The sequence below is a fragment of the Pseudomonas sp. P867 genome (assembly GCF_019891455.1).
Classification (GTDB): Bacteria; Pseudomonadota; Gammaproteobacteria; order Pseudomonadales; family Pseudomonadaceae; genus Aquipseudomonas; species Aquipseudomonas synxantha_A.
Map to the genome: position 1 here is coordinate 197,970 of NZ_JAFLXB010000002.1, position 20,985 is coordinate 218,954.

At 60.6% G+C, this 20,985-nt stretch carries 19 protein-coding genes; 6 read left to right on the forward strand and 13 right to left on the reverse strand.

All coding sequences use genetic code 11. The annotated features are described in order from the left end of the window. The first annotated feature begins 18 nt into the window (after positions 1 to 18). On the forward strand, positions 19 to 771 hold the full coding sequence (locus tag J1G33_RS04410; RefSeq protein WP_148853829.1) for a DUF2059 domain-containing protein: 753 nt from the start codon (positions 19 to 21) through the stop codon (positions 769 to 771). A 40-nt stretch (positions 772 to 811) separates the two neighbouring features. On the opposite strand, the gene J1G33_RS04415 is transcribed toward J1G33_RS04410, so the two are convergent. Then, positions 812 to 1,753 (reverse strand): alpha/beta hydrolase, encoded by a 942-nt coding sequence (locus tag J1G33_RS04415; protein WP_032881182.1) that lies wholly within the window; start codon positions 1,751 to 1,753, stop codon positions 812 to 814. Positions 1,754 to 1,852: 99 nt separating this feature from the next. Here J1G33_RS04415 and J1G33_RS04420 point away from each other — a divergent pair, with 99 nt between their 5' ends. Together J1G33_RS04420 and J1G33_RS04425 are read left to right on the forward strand one after the other, a co-directional pair. Beyond that, positions 1,853 to 2,428, forward strand: a complete 576-nt coding sequence (locus J1G33_RS04420; RefSeq protein WP_223017749.1) for a DUF6436 domain-containing protein — start codon at positions 1,853 to 1,855, stop codon at positions 2,426 to 2,428. Between the two features lie 26 nt (positions 2,429 to 2,454). Beyond that, on the forward strand, positions 2,455 to 4,809 hold the full coding sequence (locus tag J1G33_RS04425; RefSeq protein WP_223017750.1) for a penicillin acylase family protein: 2,355 nt from the start codon (positions 2,455 to 2,457) through the stop codon (positions 4,807 to 4,809). A 10-nt stretch (positions 4,810 to 4,819) separates the two neighbouring features. On the opposite strand, the gene J1G33_RS04430 is transcribed toward J1G33_RS04425, so the two are convergent. Next, entirely contained in the window at positions 4,820 to 5,785 is a 966-nt protein-coding gene (locus J1G33_RS04430; protein ID WP_103734203.1) for a GlxA family transcriptional regulator, read from the reverse strand. A gap of 240 nt (positions 5,786 to 6,025) precedes the next feature. On the opposite strand from J1G33_RS04430, the gene J1G33_RS04435 reads away from it, so the two are divergent. Then, positions 6,026 to 6,667, forward strand: a complete 642-nt coding sequence (locus J1G33_RS04435) for an HD domain-containing protein (protein WP_032878860.1) — start codon at positions 6,026 to 6,028, stop codon at positions 6,665 to 6,667. Between the two features lie 128 nt (positions 6,668 to 6,795). Here the strand turns inward: J1G33_RS04435 and J1G33_RS04440 are convergent, their stop codons facing one another. The 7 genes from J1G33_RS04440 to J1G33_RS04470 all read right to left on the reverse strand — a co-directional run bounded on the left by J1G33_RS04440 (position 6,796) and on the right by J1G33_RS04470 (position 15,071). After that, a complete protein-coding gene (locus tag J1G33_RS04440; protein WP_078822585.1) occupies positions 6,796 to 7,680 on the reverse strand; it encodes an ABC transporter permease subunit in 885 nt (294 codons plus the stop codon). Next, positions 7,677 to 8,558 (reverse strand): ABC transporter permease subunit, encoded by an 882-nt coding sequence (locus J1G33_RS04445; RefSeq protein ID WP_323134846.1) that lies wholly within the window; start codon positions 8,556 to 8,558, stop codon positions 7,677 to 7,679. Before J1G33_RS04445 ends, J1G33_RS04440 begins: the two co-directional genes overlap by 4 nt. A 35-nt stretch (positions 8,559 to 8,593) precedes the next feature. Then, positions 8,594 to 9,736, reverse strand: coding sequence for a polyamine ABC transporter ATP-binding protein (potA, locus tag J1G33_RS04450; RefSeq protein WP_003195240.1), 1,143 nt, complete (start codon positions 9,734 to 9,736; stop codon positions 8,594 to 8,596). 65 nt (positions 9,737 to 9,801) lie between these two features. After that, entirely contained in the window at positions 9,802 to 10,896 is a 1,095-nt protein-coding gene (locus tag J1G33_RS04455) for a polyamine ABC transporter substrate-binding protein (RefSeq protein ID WP_005792355.1), read from the reverse strand. 149 nt (positions 10,897 to 11,045) lie between these two features. Continuing rightward, positions 11,046 to 12,140 (reverse strand): polyamine ABC transporter substrate-binding protein, encoded by a 1,095-nt coding sequence (locus J1G33_RS04460; RefSeq protein ID WP_032803992.1) that lies wholly within the window; start codon positions 12,138 to 12,140, stop codon positions 11,046 to 11,048. Positions 12,141 to 12,289: 149 nt separating this feature from the next. Continuing rightward, positions 12,290 to 13,654: an aspartate aminotransferase family protein gene (locus J1G33_RS04465; RefSeq protein WP_103734202.1), complete on the reverse strand. Its 1,365-nt coding sequence runs from the start codon at positions 13,652 to 13,654 to the stop codon at positions 12,290 to 12,292. A gap of 58 nt (positions 13,655 to 13,712) precedes the next feature. Continuing rightward, positions 13,713 to 15,071 carry a glutamine synthetase family protein gene (locus J1G33_RS04470; protein ID WP_003195249.1) on the reverse strand — a complete coding sequence of 453 codons (1,359 nt, stop codon included), beginning with the start codon at positions 15,069 to 15,071 and terminating at the stop codon, positions 13,713 to 13,715. Between the two features lie 597 nt (positions 15,072 to 15,668). Here J1G33_RS04470 and J1G33_RS04475 point away from each other — a divergent pair. Then, a complete protein-coding gene (locus J1G33_RS04475; RefSeq protein WP_003213894.1) occupies positions 15,669 to 17,045 on the forward strand; it encodes a glutamine synthetase family protein in 1,377 nt (458 codons plus the stop codon). A 230-nt stretch (positions 17,046 to 17,275) separates the two neighbouring features. Next, positions 17,276 to 17,938: a TetR/AcrR family transcriptional regulator gene (locus J1G33_RS04480; RefSeq protein ID WP_223017752.1), complete on the forward strand. Its 663-nt coding sequence runs from the start codon at positions 17,276 to 17,278 to the stop codon at positions 17,936 to 17,938. A gap of 65 nt (positions 17,939 to 18,003) precedes the next feature. Here J1G33_RS04480 and J1G33_RS04485 read toward each other — a convergent pair whose 3' ends face one another. From J1G33_RS04485 to ssuD, 4 genes are read right to left on the reverse strand one after another with little or no spacing between them, the layout of a single operon-like run. Further along, a complete protein-coding gene (locus J1G33_RS04485; RefSeq protein WP_003176783.1) occupies positions 18,004 to 18,219 on the reverse strand; it encodes a TOBE domain-containing protein in 216 nt (71 codons plus the stop codon). A gap of 19 nt (positions 18,220 to 18,238) precedes the next feature. Beyond that, entirely contained in the window at positions 18,239 to 19,045 is an 807-nt protein-coding gene (gene ssuB, locus J1G33_RS04490; protein WP_005792359.1) for an aliphatic sulfonates ABC transporter ATP-binding protein, read from the reverse strand. Then, positions 19,042 to 19,827, reverse strand: coding sequence for an aliphatic sulfonate ABC transporter permease SsuC (gene ssuC / locus J1G33_RS04495; RefSeq protein ID WP_032878854.1), 786 nt, complete (start codon positions 19,825 to 19,827; stop codon positions 19,042 to 19,044). Before ssuC ends, ssuB begins: the two co-directional genes overlap by 4 nt. Positions 19,828 to 19,836: 9 nt before the next feature. Continuing rightward, positions 19,837 to 20,985 carry an FMNH2-dependent alkanesulfonate monooxygenase gene (gene ssuD, locus J1G33_RS04500; protein ID WP_005792361.1) on the reverse strand — a complete coding sequence of 383 codons (1,149 nt, stop codon included), beginning with the start codon at positions 20,983 to 20,985 and terminating at the stop codon, positions 19,837 to 19,839.

Here is a 20,985-nt window from a genome sequence, read left to right on the forward strand (position 1 = left end):
CGACTGACAGGAGTCCATATGCGTCGTTTGTTTTTTACCGTGTTGATGTTCTGCGTTTTGCCCGCCTGGGCAGACGGCCATGACCAGTTGTACAAGGTTGCCGGCTGGGCCGAACAACGTGCGCATTTCAATGACGCCCTCAGTGCCGCCCAGCAGCGCTACCGCAATAGCCTGCCGCCGGCGGTGTATCAGGCGCTGGTGGACAATAGTAATAAGCGCTTTGGCGCCCAAGCCATGGATCAGCGTGCCGAGGCGCAACTGCGCAAGCACCTGGCCAACCCGAAACCGGCCCTGGCGTTCTTCCAATCGCCCCTGGGCCGCAAGATCGTCGCCGCAGAATTGCTGGCCACGCGCCGCGACCAGTTGGCGAAAAACGCCCAGGGCTTGCCGAAAATCCAGGCCGACGCCACCCGCAGCCTGATCATCGGCCATCTGGCCCAAGCCCTGCCCGCGCGCGAGGCCGGTGCAGAAGTCAGCCTGGCGATTGCCGGTGTAGCGGCCGACAGCTTGAGCCAGATGATCCCCGGTTTGCTTGGCGGCGGTCAGGCCCAGGGTATGTTGAATGGGCAGCGCGAACGGTTGATGCAACAAATCGACAAGGACCTGAACAACACGCTGTTGTACGTCTACCGGGATTTGTCCGACCCGGAGCTGGAAGAGTTCGCTACGTTTGCCGAATCGCCGGAAGGTAAGGCGTATTACCAGGCGGCCCTGGCAGCCATTCGCGCAGGGCTGGCTGTCGGCCAAAGCACCTCAAGCCTGACGCAGTAATTGTGGGAGGGGGCAAGCCCCCTCCCACATTTAAAATGCGTTAGTTCAGGTGATCGGTGAGGTACTTGAAGTACTCATTACGAATCTCTGGAATCTCATTGGCCAGGTGATGCCTGCCCCGCGGCAGCATCAACACCTCGGGCCGGTCGAACTTACCGCGTAGCACCTGCAAATTGTGTTGCCAATCCACCGTCATATCTTCCTCACCCTGCACGATCACCGGCCGCCGTGGGCTGCGGGGTGCGGCTTCGATGCGTTTGATCCAGCGCGCCAGCGCCCCTACCCAAGCGGTGGGCAATTGGCGCGGCTGCAGTGGGTCGGCTTCAAGGAACGGTTTGAACGCAGGGTCGTTGGAGTTATCGCTGAAGCGTCGGGCGATGCCTTTGACGAACGGGCGCAGCAGGTAATAGCTGACCTGCGACCATCCCCAGGCACGCGGCCGCACCAGCGGTGAGAGCAGGAAGGTCTTGCCCTGGGCCGGGCTGTCGGCGCCGTGGTTGAGCAAGTGATCCACCACAATGGCGCCGCCGGTGCTTTGCCCGAACAGGTGCCAGGGTTGCGGCAATTGCAGCGCCTTGGCCTCAGCGAACAACGCCTGCACCACGCTCTGGTACACCGCAAACTCATCGATGCTGGCGCGCGGGCCGCTGGACAAGCCGTGGCCCGGCAAGTCGCAGGCGATCACCACAAAGCCCTGGTCCAGCGCCCAATCCACCACATGGCGGTACAACCCCATGTGGTCGTAGAAACCGTGGAACATGAACATCGTTGCCACCGGCGCAGGCGGCCACCATACCTGGGCCACCACTTCAAACCCGTCCACTTCCAGGCGCCCTAACCGGCTCACCGCCGGCACCTTGCGAGCGGCCAGGTCAAGCCCATAGAAACGTTGATAGACCCTTGCCTCGGCGCTAAGCGGTTGCGCGTCCACCAGGGGCCGCAAGCTTTCGCGCAGATGATCAGGGTCAAAGGTGACGGGCATAAAGGCTTCCAGACTGGCGGTGAAGATGAATATCGAGCTGCGATATTCATCTGTCAGGACAAGCATGGCAAGCTACGCGACCTGCGAGGATACCTTTGAATGCGACCGCCTTACCGCAACGCCCTGTTCGCCAGCCTGATCCTGGTTATCTGCGCCGGCGTGCTGTGGGCCGCGTATGACTGGTTCCAGGGCCGCTACCTGCGCGCCTTCAGCGAGCACACGGCGGTATTCTCCGGCGATGCGCTGCAACTGCCCGCCGCCCTCAGCGGCCCTGGCCCGATTCGCCTGGTGCACTTCTGGGACCCGGCCTGCCCGTGCAATGTCGGCAACCAGCAACACCTGGGTGAGCTGATCGAGCAGTACGAGCCCCAAGGGGTCGAGTTTTACGCCCTGCAAAAAGCCGGTAGCCACGGCACCCTGCCCGACAACCTGCGCCACATGAAAATCCTCGACGCCCTGCCCGGCGCCGATCGCATACCCGCCAGCCCGGCCGTGGGCATCTGGGACCGCACAGGCAAACTGGCCTATTTCGGCCCCTACAGCGAAGGGCTGACGTGCAATGCCAGCAACAGTTTTATCGAACCCATTCTCAAGGCCCTTGGAACCGGACGCGAAGTGAATGCCACTCACACCCTCGCGGTAGGCTGCTATTGTTCGTGGCCTGAGGATCTGTAGCCCGTCCACTCTGGTAAGGAATGTTCATGAAGCGCGTCTTGCAGATTTTCGCGGTGCTGATTGCGCTGGTCGCCCTCGGCGCCGGTTGGTATGTCTACAGCAAGCAGCCCACGCGTCAGGGCACAGTGCCGCTGGCCCACCTGCAAAGCTCGGTCACGGTGCGCTACGACGACCGTGGCGTACCGCATATCCGTGCCGAGAACGAGGCTGACCTGTACCGCGCCCTGGGCTATGTGCATGCCCAGGACCGGCTGTTCCAGATGGAGGTCATGCGGCGCCTGGCCCGTGGCGAACTGGCCGAAGTGCTGGGGCCCAAACTGCTTGAGACCGACAAGCTGTTTCGCAGCCTGCGCATTCGTGAGCGCGCCTTGAGCTACGCAGAGCACATGGACCCCGACTCAGCGTCGTCCAAAGCCCTGCAAGCCTATCTGGACGGGATCAACCAATATCAGGACAGCCACGCCAGCCCCATGGAGTTCGACGTGCTGGGCATCCCCAAGCGCCGCTTTACCGTCGAGGACAGCATCAGCGTCGCCGGGTACATGGCTTACAGCTTTGCCGCCGCCTTTCGTACCGAGCCGGTGCTGACTTACGTGCGCGACCATCTGGGCAGCGACTACCTGAAAGTGTTCGATCTCGACTGGCAACCCAAGGGTGCGCTCAACCTGGCGGCCAGTGACTGGCAAACCCTCGGCGCCATCGCCGCCCTGAGTGAGCAGGCCCTGGCCGACAACGGCCTGCCGCAGTTCGAGGGCAGCAACGCCTGGGCCGTCAGCGGCAGCCATACCAAAAGCGGCAAGCCGTTGCTGGCGGGTGACCCGCATATTCGCTTCTCGGTGCCATCGGTGTGGTACGAGGCGCAGTTGCAGGCGCCAGGCTTTGAGCTGTACGGCTATCACAACGCGCTGGTGCCGGTGGCGTTCCTGGGGCACAACCTGGACTTCGGCTGGAGCCTGACCATGTTCCAGAACGACGACCTTGATCTGGTCGCCGAGAAGGTCAACCCGGACAACCCCAACCAGGTCTGGTATCACGGCCAATGGGTCGACATGACCAGCAGCGAGCAACAGATCCAGGTCAAGGGACAGGCGCCGGTGACCCTCACGCTGCGCCGTTCGCCCCACGGCCCGATCATCAATGACGTGCTCGGCGAGAACGCGGGCAGCACGCCAATTGCCATGTGGTGGGCGTTCCTGGACACCGAAAACCCGATCCTCGACGGCTTCTACCAACTCAACCGCGCCGATACCCTGGCCAAGGCACGTGCCGCGGCCGCCAAGGTGTCGGCACCGGGCCTGAACATCATATGGGCCAATGCCAAGGGCGATATCGGCTGGTGGGCGGCAGCGCAGTTGCCGATCCGCCCGGCCGGCGTCAACCCGGCGTTCATCCTCGATGGCAGCACCGCCCAGGCCGACAAGTTGGGCTTCTACCCGTTCAGCGCCAACCCCCAGGAAGAGAACCCGGCACGTGGCTATGTGGTCTCCGCCAACGCCCAACCGGTATCGCCCACCGGCATGGAGATCCCGGGCTACTACAACCTCGCGGACCGTGGCCAGCAGTTGAACGCGCAGTTGAGCGACAACAGCGTGAAGTGGGATGTAAGCAACAGCCAGGCTTTGCAACTGGGCACCACCACCGCCTACGGCCCACGCCTGCTCGCACCGCTGCTGCCGGTGCTGCGCGAAGGGATCAAGGACCCGGCTCAGCTCAAGCTGGTGGAACAGCTCGCAAGCTGGAAAGGCGACTACCCGCTGGACTCCACCAGCGCCACGCTGTTCAACCAGTTCCTGTTCAACCTTGCCGACGCGACCTTCCACCCGAAGCTGGGCGATGCACTGTTCAAGACCCTGATCACCACCCGTGTGATCGACGCGGCGTTGCCACGCCTGGCAGCCTCGGCGGACTCACCCTGGTGGGAGGGCAAGCGCGCGGATATCGTCAAGCTCGCCTGGGACAACAGCCTGGCCCACCTCAAGACGACCTTCGGCGACGACCCGGCGCAGTGGCAGTGGGGCAAGGCGCACACCTTGACCCATGGTCATCCGCTGGGCATGCAGAAACCGCTGGATAAGCTCTTCAACGTCGGCCCGTTCGCCGCACCGGGCAGCCACGAAGTGCCGAACAACCAGACCGCCGCGATCGGCCCGGCGCCATGGCCGGTGACCTATGGGCCTTCGACACGGCGCCTGATCGACTTCGCCGACCCTGCCCACGCACTGACCATCAACCCAGTGGGGCAAAGCGGCGTACCGTTTGATGCTCACTATGGTGATCAGGCGCAAAGCTATATCGAAGGCGGGTATGAGCAGGCGCATTTCAGTGATGAGGAAGTGACGGCCAATACCCGAGGCACCCTGAAACTGTTGCCTGCCAGATAGCTGTTTATCGCTACACCGGCGCCGCAAAGTTAAGCCTGAACTGTTGCGGCGTGACGCCCAGGCGGCGATTGAACACGCTGCGCATGTGCTGGGCGTCGCGAAATCCGCATTGATAGGCCACCGTCTTGAGTGGCGCCGGGCTGCTTTCGAGCATCACCCGCGCCGCATCCACCCGCGCTCTCTCGACAAATTCCGCCGGCGTGATCCGCGCTTCACGGGCGAACACCCGGGAGAAATTGCGCGCACTCATATTGGCCGCCCTGGCCAAATCGGCAATGGTCAAATCCCCGGTCAGGTTGGCCAGCACGTACAACTGCACCAGCGCCACCGCCGAAGTGGCCTCGGCATGGGGAGTGAGAAACGGGCTGAACTGCGATTGCCCGCCCGAGCGTTGGGTGAACACCACCAGGCGCTTGGCCACGCTCAGCGCCACTTCCGGGCCGTGATCCTGGGCCAGCAGGTACAGCGAAAGATCGATACCCGCCGTGACCCCGGCCGAGGTGTAGAGGTTACCGTCCTGCACATAGAGACGGTCGGCCTCGACCTGGGCAGAAGGGCACAGGCGCGCCAGGCTGGCGGCGTCATTCCAGTGGGTAGTGACAGTTTTACCGTCCAGCAGACCGGCGCGGGCCAGCATGAAGGCGCCGTTGCAGATCGAGCCGAAGCGCTGTGCCCTGGCAGCGGCACCGCGCAGCCACTCATCAAACTGAGGGCCGAAATCTTCGAAAGGCAGTTGCGGGCCGCCCGCTACCAGCAACAGGTCGTAGGGCTGCCGGGCTTCGCTGTAGTGCTTGTGCGCCTGCAATGACAGGCCATTGGAGGCAGCCAGAGTGCCGTGGCCGAAACCGATCACCTCCAGGCGGTAGTGATCGTCGGGCGCCAGGAAGCGGTTGGCCTCGCAGAACACATCCATGGGCCCGGTCACGTCCAGTGACTGGACGCCGGGGAAGATCAGGATCGCGACGGTTTTGTGCATGGGAGACCTTTATCTCTGGGCTGACGCAAAACCCTGTGGGAGCTGGCTTGCCTGCGATGCAGACACCTGGGCTCATCAGGTATACCGAGGTGATGCTATCGCAGGCAAGCCAACTCCCACATTAGATCGCGCGCAGCCTTGGCGCGATGTGGCAGCACATTGGCCGAAAACGCGCCCTCGTCTCGATAGCTGCGTCGCCCAAGCGCGAACAGACTGGATGCTTTCCAGAGGAGCACCACCATGAACACCACCATCGCCGGCATCAAAATCCCCGACAGCGCCTTGGCCAAAGCCACCACTGAATACATCCGCGACATCGAATCCGACCTGCTGTACCACCACTCGCGCCGGGTATTTCTGTTCGGCGCCTTGAGCGGAGAGCGCAAGCAACTGGCCTACAACCCGGAGCTGCTGTATGTCGGCGCAATGTTCCACGACCTGGGCCTGGTGGAAGGTCATCGCAGTGACGACCAGCGTTTCGAAGTGGACGGTGCCAATGCCGCCGCCGCGTTCCTCAAGCCTTACGGGCTGAGCGATGACGATATCGAACAAGTGTGGTTGTCCATCGCCCTGCACACCACACCGGGTGTGCCGCAACACCTGCGCCCCACCGTGGCGCTGGTGACCGCCGGGGTGGAGATGGACGTGCTGGGCATGGACTACGCCGCATTTTCCACGGTGCAGCGCGAAGCGGTGGTGCATGCGCATCCACGCGGTGAAGGGTTCAAGGAGTGCATCATCTGCGCCTTCGCCGACGGCTTGCGCCATCGCCCGCAGACCACGTTTGGCAACGTGAAGACGGATGTGCTGGTGGATCAGGAGCCGGGGTTCAGGCCGATGAATTTTGTCGAGGTGATTCGCACGTCGCCGTGGTTGGCGTAGCTGAGTTGAAATGCGATCAAATGTGGGAGGGGGCTTGCCCCCGATGGCGGTGTGTCAGTCAGCAAATCTGATACTGATACACCGCTATCGGGAGCAAGCCCCCTCCCACATTTGGACCTCACCCAGCTTTAGATCGGGGCTGGAGCGCGGCGCTTGTCCGGCTGTTGCCAGCCGTCAGCCGCGGCTTCTTCGATGGCTTGCTGGATGGCCTTCTTGCGATGCTCTTCGGCCCGACGGCTGAAGAACCACACCAGGAAGGTCACCAACGACACCGCCAACAGGATCAGGCTCGCCACCGCGTTGATCTCGGGTTTAACCCCAAGGCGCACCGCCGAGAACACTTCCATCGGCAAGGTGGTGGAACCCGGGCCCGATACAAAGCTGGCCAGTACCAGGTCATCCAGGGACAGCGCAAACGACATCATGCCGCCCGCCGCCAGCGACGGCGCGATCATCGGGATGGTGATCAGGAAAAACACCTTCCACGGCCGCGCGCCCAAATCCATCGCGGCTTCTTCGATCGACAAATCCAGCTCACGCAAGCGCGCCGACACCACCACCGCCACATACGCCGCACAGAACGTCGTGTGGGCGATCCAGATGGTGACGATGCCACGTTCCTGGGGCCAGCCGATCATCTGCGCCATGGCCACGAACAGCAGCAACAGCGACAGGCCGGTGATCACTTCAGGCATGACCAACGGCGCCGTCACCAGGCCGCCGAACAGCGTACGGCCCTTGAACTGGCTGATACGCGTGAGCACAAAGGCCGCCAACGTGCCCAGCGCCACCGCGGCCACCGCCGTGTAGCAGGCGATTTCCAGGGAACGGGCCACCGAGCCCATCAACTGGGTGTTGTCCAGCAGGCCCACGTACCACTTGATCGACCAACCGCCCCACACCGTCACCAGCTTGGATTCGTTGAACGAGTAGATCACCAGGATCAACATCGGCAGGTAGATAAACAACAAGCCTGCGACCAGCATGAAGCTGGAGAAACGAAAGCGCTTCATATCTTGCCCTCCAGCTCTTTGGCCTGGCTGCGGTTGAACAGAATGATCGGCACGATCAGGATCGCCAGCATCACCACGGCCAAGGCAGAAGCCACCGGCCAGTCACGGTTGTTGAAGAATTCCTGCCACAACACTTTACCGATCATCAGGGTTTCCGGGCCGCCGAGCAGTTCAGGGATCACGAACTCGCCCACCACTGGGATAAACACCAACATGCAGCCGGCGATGATGCCGTTCTTGGACAGCGGCACGGTGATTTTCCAGAAGCTGTTGAAGGTGCTCGAACCGAGGTCGGAGGCAGCTTCGAGCAAGCTCTGGTCGTGTTTGACCAGATTTGCGTACAGCGGCAGGATCATGAACGGCAGGTACGAGTAGACCACGCCGATATACACCGCGATGTTGGTGTTGAGGATCTGCAACGGTTCACTGATCAGCCCCATGGACATCAGGAAGCCGTTGAGCAAACCGTTGTTGCTGAGGATGCCCATCCACGCATACACGCGGATCAGGATCGCGGTCCAGGTCGGCATCATGATCAGCAGCACCAGCACGGTCTGCATCTCTTTGCGCGCCGTGGCGATGGCGTAGGCCATCGGGTAGCCGATCAGCAGGCACAGCAGCGTGCTGAAGAACGCCATCTTCAACGAGCCCAGGTAGGCGGCGATGTACAACTCGTCGCCCGCCAACAGGCTGTAGTTGGCCAGGTTCAGCACCACTTGCAGCTTTTGCTCAACGTAGGTGTAGATCTCGGTATAGGGCGGGATCGCCACGTCGGCTTCGGCAAAGCTGATTTTCAATACGATGAAAAACGGCAGTGCGAAAAACAGAAACAGCCAGAGGAATGGAACCCCGATGACCACCTGCTTGCCATTGGGGATTATGCGATCCAAGCGCCGCTTGAATTTCTTCATGTTCATGAGCGAAGTACCACGCCGCTGTCGTCTTCCCACCACACGTAAACCTGATCACCCCAGGTTGGGCGCTGGCCACGGCGTTCGGCGTTGGCGACGAAGGACTGCACCAGCTTGCCACTCGGCAGCTCCACATAGAACACCGAGTGACCGCCCAGGTAGGCGATATCGTGCACCTTGCCGCTGGACCAGTTGTGCTCGCAGGTTGGCATTTCGGTGGTGACCAGCAGTTTTTCCGGGCGAATCGCGTAGGTCACCGACTTGTCTTCCACCGAAGTAGCGATGCCGTAGCCCACGTAGATGTCGCGATCCAGGTCCGGGCACTTGAGCACCGCATGGCCTTCGGCGTCGTCCACCACTTGGGTGTCGAAGATGTTCACGTTGCCGATGAACTCGCACACCAGGCGGCTGGTAGGGGTTTCGTAGATGTCGATCGGGCTGCCGATCTGGGCGATCCAGCCCAGGTGCATGATCGCAATACGCTCGGCCATGGTCATGGCCTCTTCCTGGTCGTGGGTCACCATCACGCACGTCACGCCGACGCGCTCGATGATCTCTACAAGCTCAAGCTGCATCTGCGAGCGCAGCTTCTTGTCCAGGGCGCCCATTGGCTCATCGAGCAGCAAGAGTTTGGGGCGCTTGGCCAGGGAACGGGCCAGGGCTACACGCTGGCGCTGGCCGCCGGACAGCTGGTGCGGCTTGCGCTTGGCGTATTGGCTCATCTGCACCAGCTTGAGCATCTCGGCCACGCGGGCGTCGACTTCGGCCTTGGGGATCTTGTCCTGCTGCAGGCCGAACGCGATGTTCTGCGCCACGGTCATGTGCGGGAACAGCGCATAGGACTGGAACATCATGTTGATCGGCCGCTCGTAGGGCGGCATGTCGGTAATGTCCACGCCGTCCAGGTAGATGCGGCCTTCGGTTGGGCGCTCGAAACCTGCGAGCATACGCAGCAAGGTGGACTTGCCTGAACCCGAACCGCCGAGCAAGGCGAAGATCTCGCCTTTCTTGATTTCCAGGGACACATCGTCCACCGCAATCGTCTCGTCGAACTTCTTCGTGACCCGGTCGATTTTGACCAGCACCTTTTTCGGTGTCTGGTCGCCCTCGAGGGCTTTCTTATAGGCGCCGGAGGCAACTGCCATTTACGAAACTCCCAAAAAAAGAGTGCAGCTCGCCCAATACGGGCCAGCCTTGGATAGTTTGAGCCTTACTTGCCCGTCTTGACCTTGGTCCAGCTACGGGTCATTAAACGCTGCACTTTCGGGGGTAGCTCGAAGTTGACGAATGTCCGCTCGAGAACCGCCTGCGGTGGGTAAACCGCTGCGTCGGTGCGTATCGATTGTTCCATCAGCTTGTCCGCCCCGGGGTTAGGGTTGGCGTAACCGACGTAATCACTGACCTGGGCGATCACCTCAGGTTGCAGCAAATAGTTGATGAAGGCATGAGCCTCTTTAACGTTGCTCGCATCCTTGGGGATCGCCAGTACGTCAAACCAGAGGTTGCCGCCTTCCTTGGGAATTGCGTAGGCGATGTTCACGCCCTTGCCCGCCTCGGCCGCGCGGGCCTTGGCCTGGAACACATCACCGGAGAAACCGGCAGCCACGCAGATGTTGCCGTTGGCCAGGTCCGAGATGTATTTGGAGGAGTGGAAGTAAGTCACGTAGGGCCGCACTTTGAGCAGCTTCTCTTCGGCCTTCTTGTAGTCGGCCGGGTTGGTGCTGTTAGGGTCCAGGCCCATGTAGTTGAGCACTGCCGGCAGCATTTCATCGGCCGAATCCATGAACGACACACCGCAGGTGGCGAGCTTCTTCATGTTTTCCGGTTCGAACAACACCGCCCAGGAATCGATATGGTCGACGCCCAGCACTTCCTTGACCTTATCGACGTTGTAGCCAATGCCGTTGGTGCCCCACAGGTACGGCACCGCGTACTGGTTGCCCGGGTCGTTCTTTTCCAGGCGCTTGAGCAGGGCCGGGTCGAGGTTGGCGTAATTTGTCAGCAGTGACTTGTCGAGCTTCTGGAACGCCCCGGCCTTGATCTGCTTGCCGAGGAAATGGTTGGACGGCACGACCACGTCATAGCCGGTACGCCCGGCGAGCAACTTGCCTTCCAGGGTTTCGTTGGAATCAAACACGTCATACACGGGCTTGATGCCGGTGGCCTTTTCAAAGTTGGCCAGGGTGTCGGGGCCGATGTAGTCCGACCAGTTATAAACATGCACCGTCGATGCGGCCTGCACGCTGACAGCCAGCGTGATACCTGCACCCACCAGCAAGGCTTTGCGAAATAAAGAAATTGGCAAGTGGAGGTCCTCTTAAATAGTTGGGCCCAAAGTTGTTGCCCGGCAACAAAACCGGCGCGCAACTTACCCTCGATAAACCGATCCGGCAAAACTTTCTTTGATCTAATTTGTGGAAGAGGGGCTTACCCCCCTCCCACAGCTGCCAGGGCTTACTTGCCCGACTTGATCTTGGTCCAGCTACGGGTCATTTCACGCTGGGTCGCGGCCGGCAAGTCGGCAATCGCGTAGAGCTTGGCCTGCACGTCCGCCGACGGGTAGATGCCCGGGTCGCTGGTGATGTCTTTGTCCACCAGTGCGGTGGCTTTCTCGTTACCGTTCGGGAAACGCACGCTGTTGGTGATCGATGCCATGACTTCGGGCTTGAGCAGGTAGTTCATGAAGGTGTAGGCGGCCTCGACGTTTTCGGCATCCTTGGGGATAGCGACCATGTCGAAGAAGCTGCCGGCGCCTTCTTTCGGAATGTCGTAGGCCACTTTGACTTTGCCACCGGCTTCAGCCGCACGGGACTTGGCCTGCTGGATGTCACCCGAGTAACCCACGGCCACGCAGATGTTGCCGTTGGCGAGGTCGGAAATGTACTTGGACGAGTGGAAGTAACCGATCGAAGGACGGATCTTCAAGAACAGGTCTTCAGCCTGCTTGAGATCGGCTTTCTTCTGGCTGTCGGTCGGCAGGCCCAGGTAATGCAGCGCGATTGGCAGCATTTCGGTTGGCGAGTCGAGGAAGCTCACGCCGCAGCTTTTCAGCTTGGCGATGTTTTCCGGCTTCATCAGCACATCCCACGAATCGATCTTGTCCACGCCCAGCGCGGCCTTGACCTTCTCCGGGTTGTAGCCGATGCCGATCGAACCCCACATGTACGGGAACGCGTGCTTGTTGTCCGGGTCGCTGACCGACACGGCCTTGAGCAGGGATTTGTTCAGGTTGCTGTAGTTAGGCAGCTTGGACGTGTCCAACTCCTGGTACACGCCGGCCTTGATCTGCTTGGCCAGGAAGTTGTTCGACGGCACGACGATGTCGTAGCCGGACTTGCCTGCCAGCAACTTGGCTTCCAGGGTCTCGTTGCTGTCGAACACGTCGTACACCACCTTGATGCCCGACTCTTTTTCAAAGTTGGCGATGGTGTCCGGTGCAATGTAGTCAGACCAGTTGTACACGTGCAGCACTTTATTGTCTGCCTGGGCCGCGCCCGCCATTGCGCCCATCAGGGACAAGGCGAGGAGGGTCTTGCCAGCGTTTTTCAAACCTAATGCCTTCATTGGGTGATGCTCCGATTTTTCTTTTTTGGGCCGCACATTGTTTATGTTTCGGGCCCAGCCAAAGGGCAACAAAACAGGACGACAGTCTGGCAAGTTCAGGGGCCCGCTTTCAACCGGCCCCCGCATTTATCTACTCAGCCCTGCAATGCCGCCAACGTCAGGTCCAGGCAATGACGGGCCTTGGTCACCAGCTCGTCGATTTCTGCCTGGCTGATCACCAGCGGCGGTGAAATGATCATGGTGTCGCCCACGGCGCGCATGATCAGGCCATTCTCGAAGCAGAAGGTTCGGCAGATCATGCCGGCGCCCTTGCCTTCATGACGCTTGCGCGTGGCCTTGTCCTGCACCAGCTCGATCGCACCGAGCATACCCACGCCGCGCACTTCGCCCACCAGCGGGTGGTCAGCCAGTTCCCTCAGACGTTTCTGCAAATACGGTGCCGTTTCGTCGTGTACACGGCTGACGATTTTTTCATCGCGCAGGATACGGATGTTTTCCAGGGCCACAGCCGCGGCGACCGGGTGGCCGGAGTAGGTAAAACCGTGGTTGAAATCGCCCCCTTCGTTGAGCACCGCCACCACTTCGTCGCGCACGATCAGGCCGCCCATGGGCACGTAGCCTGAGGTCAGGCCCTTGGCGATGGTCATCATGTGTGGCTTGAGGTCGTAGAAATCGCTACCGAACCACTCACCGGTACGGCCGAAACCGCAGATCACTTCGTCGGCGACAAACAGGATGTCGTACTTGGCGAGAATTTCCTTGATGCGCGGCCAGTAGGTGGCGGGTGGCACGATCACACCACCAGCTCCCTGGATCGGCTCGGCGATAAAGGCGCCGACGTTGTCCACGCCCAACTCCAGAATCTTCTCTTCCAGCTGGTTGGCGGCCCAGATCCCGAATTCTTCAGGGCTCATGTCGCCGCCTTCGCCAAACCAGTAGGGTTGAGCGATGTGGGTGATGCCCGGGATAGGCAGGTCGCCCTGCTCATGCATATAAGTCATGCCACCCAGGCTGGCGCCGGCCACGGTGGAACCGTGGTAGCCGTTCTTGCGGGCAATGATGGTTTTCTTGTTCGGCTGGCCCTTGATCGCCCAGTAGTGGCGGACCATGCGCAACATGGTGTCGTTGCCTTCGGAGCCGGAGCCGGTGAAGAACACATGGTTCATGCCGGCGGGCGCGACTTCGGAAATGACTTTGGCCAGTTCAAGCACCGGCGGGTGTGCGGTCTGGAAGAACAGGTTGTAGTACGGCAGCTCTTTCATCTGTTTGGCGGCGGCGTCAGCCAGTTCGTCGCGACCATAGCCGATCGCCACGCACCACAGGCCGGCCATGCCGTCGAGGATCTTGTTGCCTTCGCTGTCCCACAGGTAAACACCGTGGGCTTTGGTGATGATCCTTGGGCCTTTCTCTTTCAATTGCTTGAAATCGCTGAACGGCGCCAGGTGGTGATCATTGCTCAAGGCTTGCCATTCACGGGTTTGCGGGTTGTTGCTGGACATACCAATCTCCTAGACTTTTCAGTGAAGGGCGCGCCGTTTGAAGGACGCGCCCGGCGCATCAGACGGCGAAGAGCAGGAATTCCCGCTCCCACGAACTGATCACGCGCTTGAAGTTTTCATGCTCGGCCCGCTTGACCGCGACGTAGCCTGTGATGAACTTTTGCCCCAGGTATTTCTCGATGGTCTTGCTGTTTTCCATACGCTCAAGGGCATCTTCGATGGTCAACGGCAGACGCAGATTGCGGCGCTCGTAACCACGGCCGACTACTGGCGCGCTCGGGTTGTGGCCTTCGACCATGCCGATGTAGCCGCACAGCAGGCTGGCGGCAATCGCCAGGTAGGGGTTGGCATCGGCGCCCGGCAGGCGGTTCTCCACGCGGCGGTTCTGTGGGCCGGCATCTGGAACGCGCAGGCCGACGGTGCGGTTCTCTTCGCCCCACTCCACGTTCACCGGCGCCGAGGTGTCGGGCAGGAAGCGGCGGAACGAGTTCACGTTCGGGGCGAACAGCGGCAGCAATTCAGGGATGAACTTCTGCAGGCCACCAATGTGGTTGAGAAACAGCTGGCTCATGGTCCCGTCTTCATTGGAGAAGACGTTCTTGCCGGTGGCGATGTCGATGATGCTCTGGTGCAGGTGCATCGCGCTGCCGGGCTCGCCGGTCATCGGCTTGGCCATAAAGGTGGCAGCCACGTCGTGCTTGAGCGCGGCTTCACGCATGGTGCGCTTGAACACCAGGATCTGGTCGGCCAGGGACAGGGCATCGCCGTGACGGAAGTTGATTTCCATCTGCGCGGTGCCGTCTTCGTGGATCAGGGTGTCGAGGTCCAGCTCCTGCAGTTCGCACCAGTCGTAGACGTCTTCGAACAGCGGGTCGAATTCGTTGGCCGCTTCTATAGAGAAAGACTGGCGGCCAGTCTCCGGGCGCCCGGAACGGCCAATCGGCGGTTGCAGCGGAAAGTCCGGGTCTTCGCAACGCTTGGTCAGGTAGAACTCCATCTCCGGCGCCACGATGGGCTGCCAGCCGCGGTCGGAGTAGAGTTTGAGGACTTTCTTGAGCACGTTGCGCGGCGACAGCTCGATCGGGTTGCCTTGCTTGTCGTAGGTGTCGTGGATCACCTGGGCAGTGGGCTCGATGGCCCAGGGCACCAGGAATACCGCGTTCTGGTCGGGGCGGCAGATCATGTCGATGTCGGCCGGGTCGAGCAATTCGTAATAGATGTCGTCTTCGACATAGTCGCCGGTCACGGTCTGCAACAGAACGCTTTCGGGCAGGCGCATGCCTTTTTCGGCGATGAACTTGTTGGTCGGCGAGATCTTGCCCCGGGTAATACCGGTGAGGTCGCCAATCATGCATTCGACTTCTGTGATCTTGTGGTCTTTCAACCAATCGGTGAGCTGGTCGAGGTTGTTACTCATAAATGCCTCTGGGCTGGGTTTCCTGGCATCCGTTAAAAGCCAGGCGTTGGTTGACGCAGCATCCGCGTCGTTTGTTCATTCAGGGTAGGAGCTTACCTGCCATTTGCCCAAGGGTTGCATTCCTCACGCCAAAGTTGTGCAGAATCATGATCGGCACGGCGAATATGGGCGGGTGGGTGGCGCAGGCGTTGGCAAAGAGGAGGTCGGACGGGCCGTCAAGAATATTGGCCGGTGCGTGAGCATTCACGCGGGACGAACGGACTGCGCACAATGTGTGGCGCAAGCACGCAGAGACGCCGAATGGCGGCAGGTGAAACATGAAGCACCCCGGTATTATTGCTGTTATGGGTTTGAATCGAGCTTAGCCTTGTTCATTTTTTTACACAACACCCCCGTAAAAAATACAACACGGCCCGCTCAAGCCTGCAGGTCCAAAGACCTTTAAACCCAAAAAACCGCCCCAAAAAGCCCCAAAAAAGGCTTCATGGCGCTTTTTTAGGGCAAAAAATGCCTCGCTTGACTTCGGCAAGCCGTTCGGGTTGACTGAAACCAGAAAAGATCAATGATTGATATTTTTAACAACAAAGGTGTTGCATCATGTCGGTACCCCCGCGTGCCGTTCAGCTTAACGAAGCGAACGCGTTCCTTAAGGATCATCCTGAGGTTCTGTACGTAGACCTTCTAATTGCGGATATGAATGGTGTGGTGCGCGGCAAGCGCATCGAACGCACCAGCCTCCACAAGGTTTACGAGAAGGGCATTAACCTGCCTGCCTCTTTATTTGCCCTGGATATCAATGGCTCGACGGTGGAAAGCACCGGCCTGGGCCTGGACATCGGTGATGCTGACCGAATCTGTTATCCAATCCCCGACACCCTGTGCAATGAACCCTGGCAAAAGCGCCCTACCGCGCAATTGCTGATGACCATGCACGAACTTGAAGGTGAACCTTTCTTCGCCGACCCGCGCGAAGTGCTCCGCCAAGTTGTAAGCAAGTTTGACGACCTCGGTCTGACCATCTGCGCCGCCTTCGAGCTTGAGTTCTACCTGATCGACCAGGAGAACGTGAACGGCCGCCCACAACCGCCCCGCTCGCCGATCTCCGGCAAACGCCCGCACTCGACACAGGTCTACCTGATCGACGACCTCGACGAATACGTCGACTGCCTCCAGGACATTCTGGAAGGTGCCAAGGAGCAAGGCATTCCGGCCGATGCCATCGTCAAGGAAAGTGCCCCGGCGCAGTTCGAAGTGAACCTGCACCACGTGGCCGACCCGATCAAGGCCTGCGACTACGCAGTACTGCTCAAGCGCCTGATCAAGAACATCGCCTACGACCATGAGATGGACACCACCTTCATGGCCAAGCCTTACCCAGGGCAGGCAGGCAACGGGTTGCACGTACACATCTCCATTCTGGACAAGGACGGCAAGAACATCTTTGCCAGCGAGGATCCCGAGCAGAACGCCGCATTGCGTCACGCGATCGGCGGTGTGCTGGAGACCCTGCCCGCCCAAATGGCGTTCCTGTGCCCCAACGTCAACTCCTACCGTCGTTTCGGCGCACAGTTCTATGTGCCGAACTCGCCGTGCTGGGGCCTGGACAACCGCACCGTAGCGATTCGCGTACCCACCGGCTCTTCCGATGCCGTGCGTATCGAACACCGCGTGGCCGGTGCCGATGCCAACCCTTATCTGCTGATGGCTTCGGTCCTGGCGGGTGTACACCACGGTCTGACCAACAAGATCGAACCGGGCGCTCCGGTGGAAGGCAACAGCTACGAGCAGAACGAGCAAAGCCTGCCGAACAACCTGCGCGATGCCCTGCGCGAGTTGGACGACAGCGAGGTGATGGCCAAGTACATCGATCCTAAATACATCGATATCTTTGTTGCCTGTAAGGAAAGTGAGCTGGAAGAGTTTGAACACTCCATCTCCGACCTTGAGTACAACTGGTACCTGCATACCGTGTAAGCGGTTGCGGCATTGAAGAAGCGCCACAGGCTTAGGGTCTGTGGCGTTTTTTTATGGGCTTATTCCGGGGGACCGAATTGGCCTCATCGGGAGCAAGCCCCCTCCCACACTGACCGAGTTCCAGATTTGGAATGGGGTCAACTGTGGGAGGGGGCTTGCTCCCGATGGCGGCCTGGCAGACAACACACCTCCCTGCTCATACAATGCCCGCTGCCTTGTAGGAGAACTCCATGCCCACCCGCCCCGCCGCCCCTCGCAAACCCCGCGCCCGCAGCCAGGCGCGGATCGACGCGATCCTTGAAGCCGCCCGCACCTTGCTGGCCGCCGAAGGCGTGGCCGGTTTGTCGATCTACAGCGTGGCCGAACGTGCGCAAATCCCACCATCGTCGGTGTATCACTTTTTCGCCAGCGTGCCGGCATTGCTGGAAGCATTGACGGCTGACGTTCACGCAGCCTTTCGCGCTGCCATCCAGGCGCCTATCGAGCATGAGTCACTCAGGCATTGGCGCGACCTGTCCTGCATCGTTGAACAACGCATGCTCACCGTTTATGACCAGGACGCCGCTGCACGCCAGTTGATCCTGGCCCAACACGGGCTGACCGAAGTCACCCAGGCCGATCGTCAGCATGACCTGGAGTTGGGGGACTTGATGCTGGAGGTGTTCAACCGCCACTTCGAAGTGCCGAGCTTGCCCAAGGATGTGGATGTATTTGCCCTGGCGCTGGAGTTGAGCGACCGCGTGTATGCGCGCTCAGTGCATCAGCATGGGCTGATTACGCCGCGTATGGCTGAGGAAGGAATGCGGGTGTTTGATGCCTATGTGGGGCTCTACTTACCCGCATATTTGTCCAAACGGGCCTCATCGCAGGCAAGCCAGCTCCCACATTTTTGATCTGTGAATACATTCAAATGTGGGAGCTGGCTTGCCTGCGATAGCGAGCTCAAGAGCGACGCGAATCACAATTTTGCAATCGACACCTCAGTCGATTTCACAAAGGCAATCACTTCACTGCCAATCACCAGCTCTAGCTCTTTCACCGAGCGAGTGGTAATCACCGAAGTGACGATGCCCGAGGCAGTCTGTACATCGATTTCCGACAGTACGTCACCGACCACGATTTCCTTGATGGTGCCTTTGAACTGGTTACGCACGTTGATGGCTTTAATAGTCATGATGTTTTTCCTGTGTGGGTTATTGAGCCCAACGCAATTGCGTCGGCAGCGGTGAAACAGGTTCGGGTTCCGGCGGTGAACCGGGCAGCGACAGCACGCGGTTGAGCACCTCGGCCTCCAACGCGGCCAGGCGGTGTGAACCACGGGCCCGTGGGCGTGGCAGGTCGACGGCGAGGTCGAGACCGATTTCGCCGTCTTCGATCAGAATCACCCGGTCGGCAATCGCCACGGCTTCGCTGACATCGTGGGTCACCAGCAACACAGTGAAACCGTGCTTGCGCCAGAGGTTCTCGATCAGTTGCTGCATCTCGATGCGGGTCAGGGCGTCCAGTGCGCCCAGCGGCTCATCGAGCAGCAACAGCCGCGGCTGGTGAATCAGCGCACGGGCCAACGCCACACGCTGCTTCTGGCCACCGGACAAGGCCGCCGGCCATTCATTGGCGCGCTCGGCCAGGCCCACCGCTTCCAGGGCCTCCAGCGCCCTGGGGCGCCAGTTGCCCGTAAGGCCGAGGCCGACGTTGTCGATGATCTTTTTCCACGGCAGCAAACGCGCTTCCTGGAACATCAATCGTGTGTCTTCAATCGCCTCGTGCAGCGGCGCGGAGCCGGCCAGCAGCTCGCCGCCACTGGCCTTGTCCAGCCCCGCCAGCAGGCGCAACAAGGTACTCTTGCCGCAGCCGCTGCGACCTACCACGGCCACGAATTGACCGGCCGGAATATGCAGGTCGATGTCCTTGAGCACTTCGCGAGTGCCGAAGGATTTGCGCAACTTGCGCACCGCCAGGGGAATGCCCTTGAGCAGGCGCGGGGGTTGTTGAGCTGTCATGCCGCACCTCCTTTGACTTGATACGCCGGGTGCCAGCGCAGCCATACCCGTTCCAGGCCACGCGCCGCCAGGTCGGCGAGTTTGCCGAGGATCGCGTACATCACGATGGCCAGCACCACCACATCGGTTTGCAGGAACTCACGGGCATTCATCGCCAGGTAACCGATGCCGGAACTGGCCGAGATGGTTTCCGCCACGATCAGCGTCAGCCACATAAAGCCCAGGGCAAAGCGCACGCCCACCAGGATCGACGGCAGCGCGCCAGGCAGGATGACTTGCCAGAACAGGCTGAACCCCGACAGGCCATAGCTGCGCGACATTTCCACCAGCGCCGGGTCGACGTTGCGGATACCGTGATAGGTGTTCAGGTAGATCGGGAACAACGTGCCGAGTGCCACCAGGAAAATCTTCGCGGTCTCGTCAATGCCGAACCACAGGATCACCAGTGGAATCAGCGCCAGGTGCGGCACGTTACGAATCATCTGCACAGAGCTGTCCAGCAAGCGCTCGCCCCACTTCGACAACCCGGTGATAAAGCCCAGGGCCAAACCAATGCTGCCGCCGATCACAAAGCCCAGGCCAGCACGCCAGCCACTGATGGCCAGGTGTGTCCAGATTTCGCCGCTGACCACCAGGTTGACTCCGGCTTCGATCACCGCACTCGGCGCTGGCAAAATGCGCGTCGACAACCACCCCGCCGACACCGACAACTGCCACACCGCCAGCAACAAGATCGGCAGCACCCAGGGCGCCACGCGATGGCTGAATTTTTCAAAGTCCATAACGGCGCCTCAACTCTGTGACGCAGCTTTGGGAAGGATGTCGTTGGCGACCATCTCGCCAAACGGGCTGACGTAACCGGCGCTTTTCGGCAACTCGGGACGTTCGATATCCAGATGCGGAAACAACAGTTCGGCGACCCGATACGACTCTTCCAGGTGTGGATAACCGGAGAAGATAAAGGTGTCGATACCCAGGTCCGCGTATTCCTTGACCCGCGCCGCAACCGTTGGGCCATCGCCGACCAGCGCCGTGCCTGCCCCGCCACGCACCAGGCCGACGCCGGCCCACAGGTTGGGGCTGACCTCCAGGTTGTCACGGCTGCCGCCATGCAAAGCGGCCATGCGTTGCTGACCGACCGAATCGAAACGCGCCAGCGACGCCTGGGCGCGGGCAATGGTGTCGTCGTCCAGATGGGAGATGAGTTTGTCGGCGGCTTTCCAGGCCTCTTCGTTGGTCTCGCGCACAATCACATGCAGGCGAATGCCGAAGCGCAGGGTACGCCCGAGTTTCTCGGCCTTGGCGCGAACCTGGGCGATTTTTTCCGCGACAGCAGCCGGCGGCTCGCCCCAGGTCAGGACCATTTCCACCTGCTCGGCCGCCAGGTCCTGGGCCGCTTCGGAGGAACCGCCGAAGTACAGCGGCGGGCGCGGTTGCTGGACCGGTGGGTAGAGCAGCTTGGCGCCTTTGACGCTGATGTGCTCGCCGTCGTAGTCCACGGTTTCGCCTTCGAGCACGCGGCGCCAGATGCGCGTGAACTCCACCGATGCCTGATAGCGTTCTTCGTGGCTGAGGAACAAGCCATCGCCAGCCAACTCTTCCGGGTCACCGCCAGTTACCAGGTTGAATAACGCACGACCACCGGACAACCGGTCCAGGGTGGCGGCCTGGCGTGCGGCCACCGTCGGGGAAATGATCCCGGGGCGCAGAGCAACCAGGAATTTCAAACGCTGAGTCACTGGAATCAGCGAGGCAGCCACCAGCCACGAGTCTTCGCAGGAGCGACCGGTAGGGATCAACACCCCGCCGAAACCCAGGCGGTCAGCGGCCTGGGCCACTTGTTGCAAATAACCGTGATCGACGGCGCGGGCGCCTTCGGCGGTGCCAAGGTAATGGCCGTCGCCGTGGGTAGGCAGGAACCAGAAAATATTGAGGCTCAT

What these genes read in the sequence shown, in the direction of transcription:
- J1G33_RS04410 (WP_148853829.1), top strand. Translation starts at nt 19, where the DNA reads ATGCGTCGTTTGTTTTTTACCGTGTTGATGTTCTGCGTTTTGCCCGCC.
- J1G33_RS04415 (WP_032881182.1), bottom strand. Translation starts at nt 1,753, where the DNA reads ATGCCCGTCACCTTTGACCCTGATCATCTGCGCGAAAGCTTGCGGCCC.
- J1G33_RS04420 (WP_223017749.1), top strand. Translation starts at nt 1,853, where the DNA reads ATGCGACCGCCTTACCGCAACGCCCTGTTCGCCAGCCTGATCCTGGTT.
- J1G33_RS04425 (WP_223017750.1), top strand. Translation starts at nt 2,455, where the DNA reads ATGAAGCGCGTCTTGCAGATTTTCGCGGTGCTGATTGCGCTGGTCGCC.
- J1G33_RS04430 (WP_103734203.1), bottom strand. Translation starts at nt 5,785, where the DNA reads ATGCACAAAACCGTCGCGATCCTGATCTTCCCCGGCGTCCAGTCACTG.
- J1G33_RS04435 (WP_032878860.1), top strand. Translation starts at nt 6,026, where the DNA reads ATGAACACCACCATCGCCGGCATCAAAATCCCCGACAGCGCCTTGGCC.
- J1G33_RS04440 (WP_078822585.1), bottom strand. Translation starts at nt 7,680, where the DNA reads ATGAAGCGCTTTCGTTTCTCCAGCTTCATGCTGGTCGCAGGCTTGTTG.
- potA (WP_003195240.1), bottom strand. Translation starts at nt 9,736, where the DNA reads ATGGCAGTTGCCTCCGGCGCCTATAAGAAAGCCCTCGAGGGCGACCAG.
- J1G33_RS04465 (WP_103734202.1), bottom strand. Translation starts at nt 13,654, where the DNA reads ATGTCCAGCAACAACCCGCAAACCCGTGAATGGCAAGCCTTGAGCAAT.
- J1G33_RS04470 (WP_003195249.1), bottom strand. Translation starts at nt 15,071, where the DNA reads ATGAGTAACAACCTCGACCAGCTCACCGATTGGTTGAAAGACCACAAG.
- J1G33_RS04475 (WP_003213894.1), top strand. Translation starts at nt 15,669, where the DNA reads ATGTCGGTACCCCCGCGTGCCGTTCAGCTTAACGAAGCGAACGCGTTC.
- J1G33_RS04480 (WP_223017752.1), top strand. Translation starts at nt 17,276, where the DNA reads ATGCCCACCCGCCCCGCCGCCCCTCGCAAACCCCGCGCCCGCAGCCAG.
- J1G33_RS04485 (WP_003176783.1), bottom strand. Translation starts at nt 18,219, where the DNA reads ATGACTATTAAAGCCATCAACGTGCGTAACCAGTTCAAAGGCACCATC.
- ssuB (WP_005792359.1), bottom strand. Translation starts at nt 19,045, where the DNA reads ATGACAGCTCAACAACCCCCGCGCCTGCTCAAGGGCATTCCCCTGGCG.
- ssuC (WP_032878854.1), bottom strand. Translation starts at nt 19,827, where the DNA reads ATGGACTTTGAAAAATTCAGCCATCGCGTGGCGCCCTGGGTGCTGCCG.
- ssuD (WP_005792361.1), bottom strand. Translation starts at nt 20,985, where the DNA reads ATGAGCCTCAATATTTTCTGGTTCCTGCCTACCCACGGCGACGGCCAT.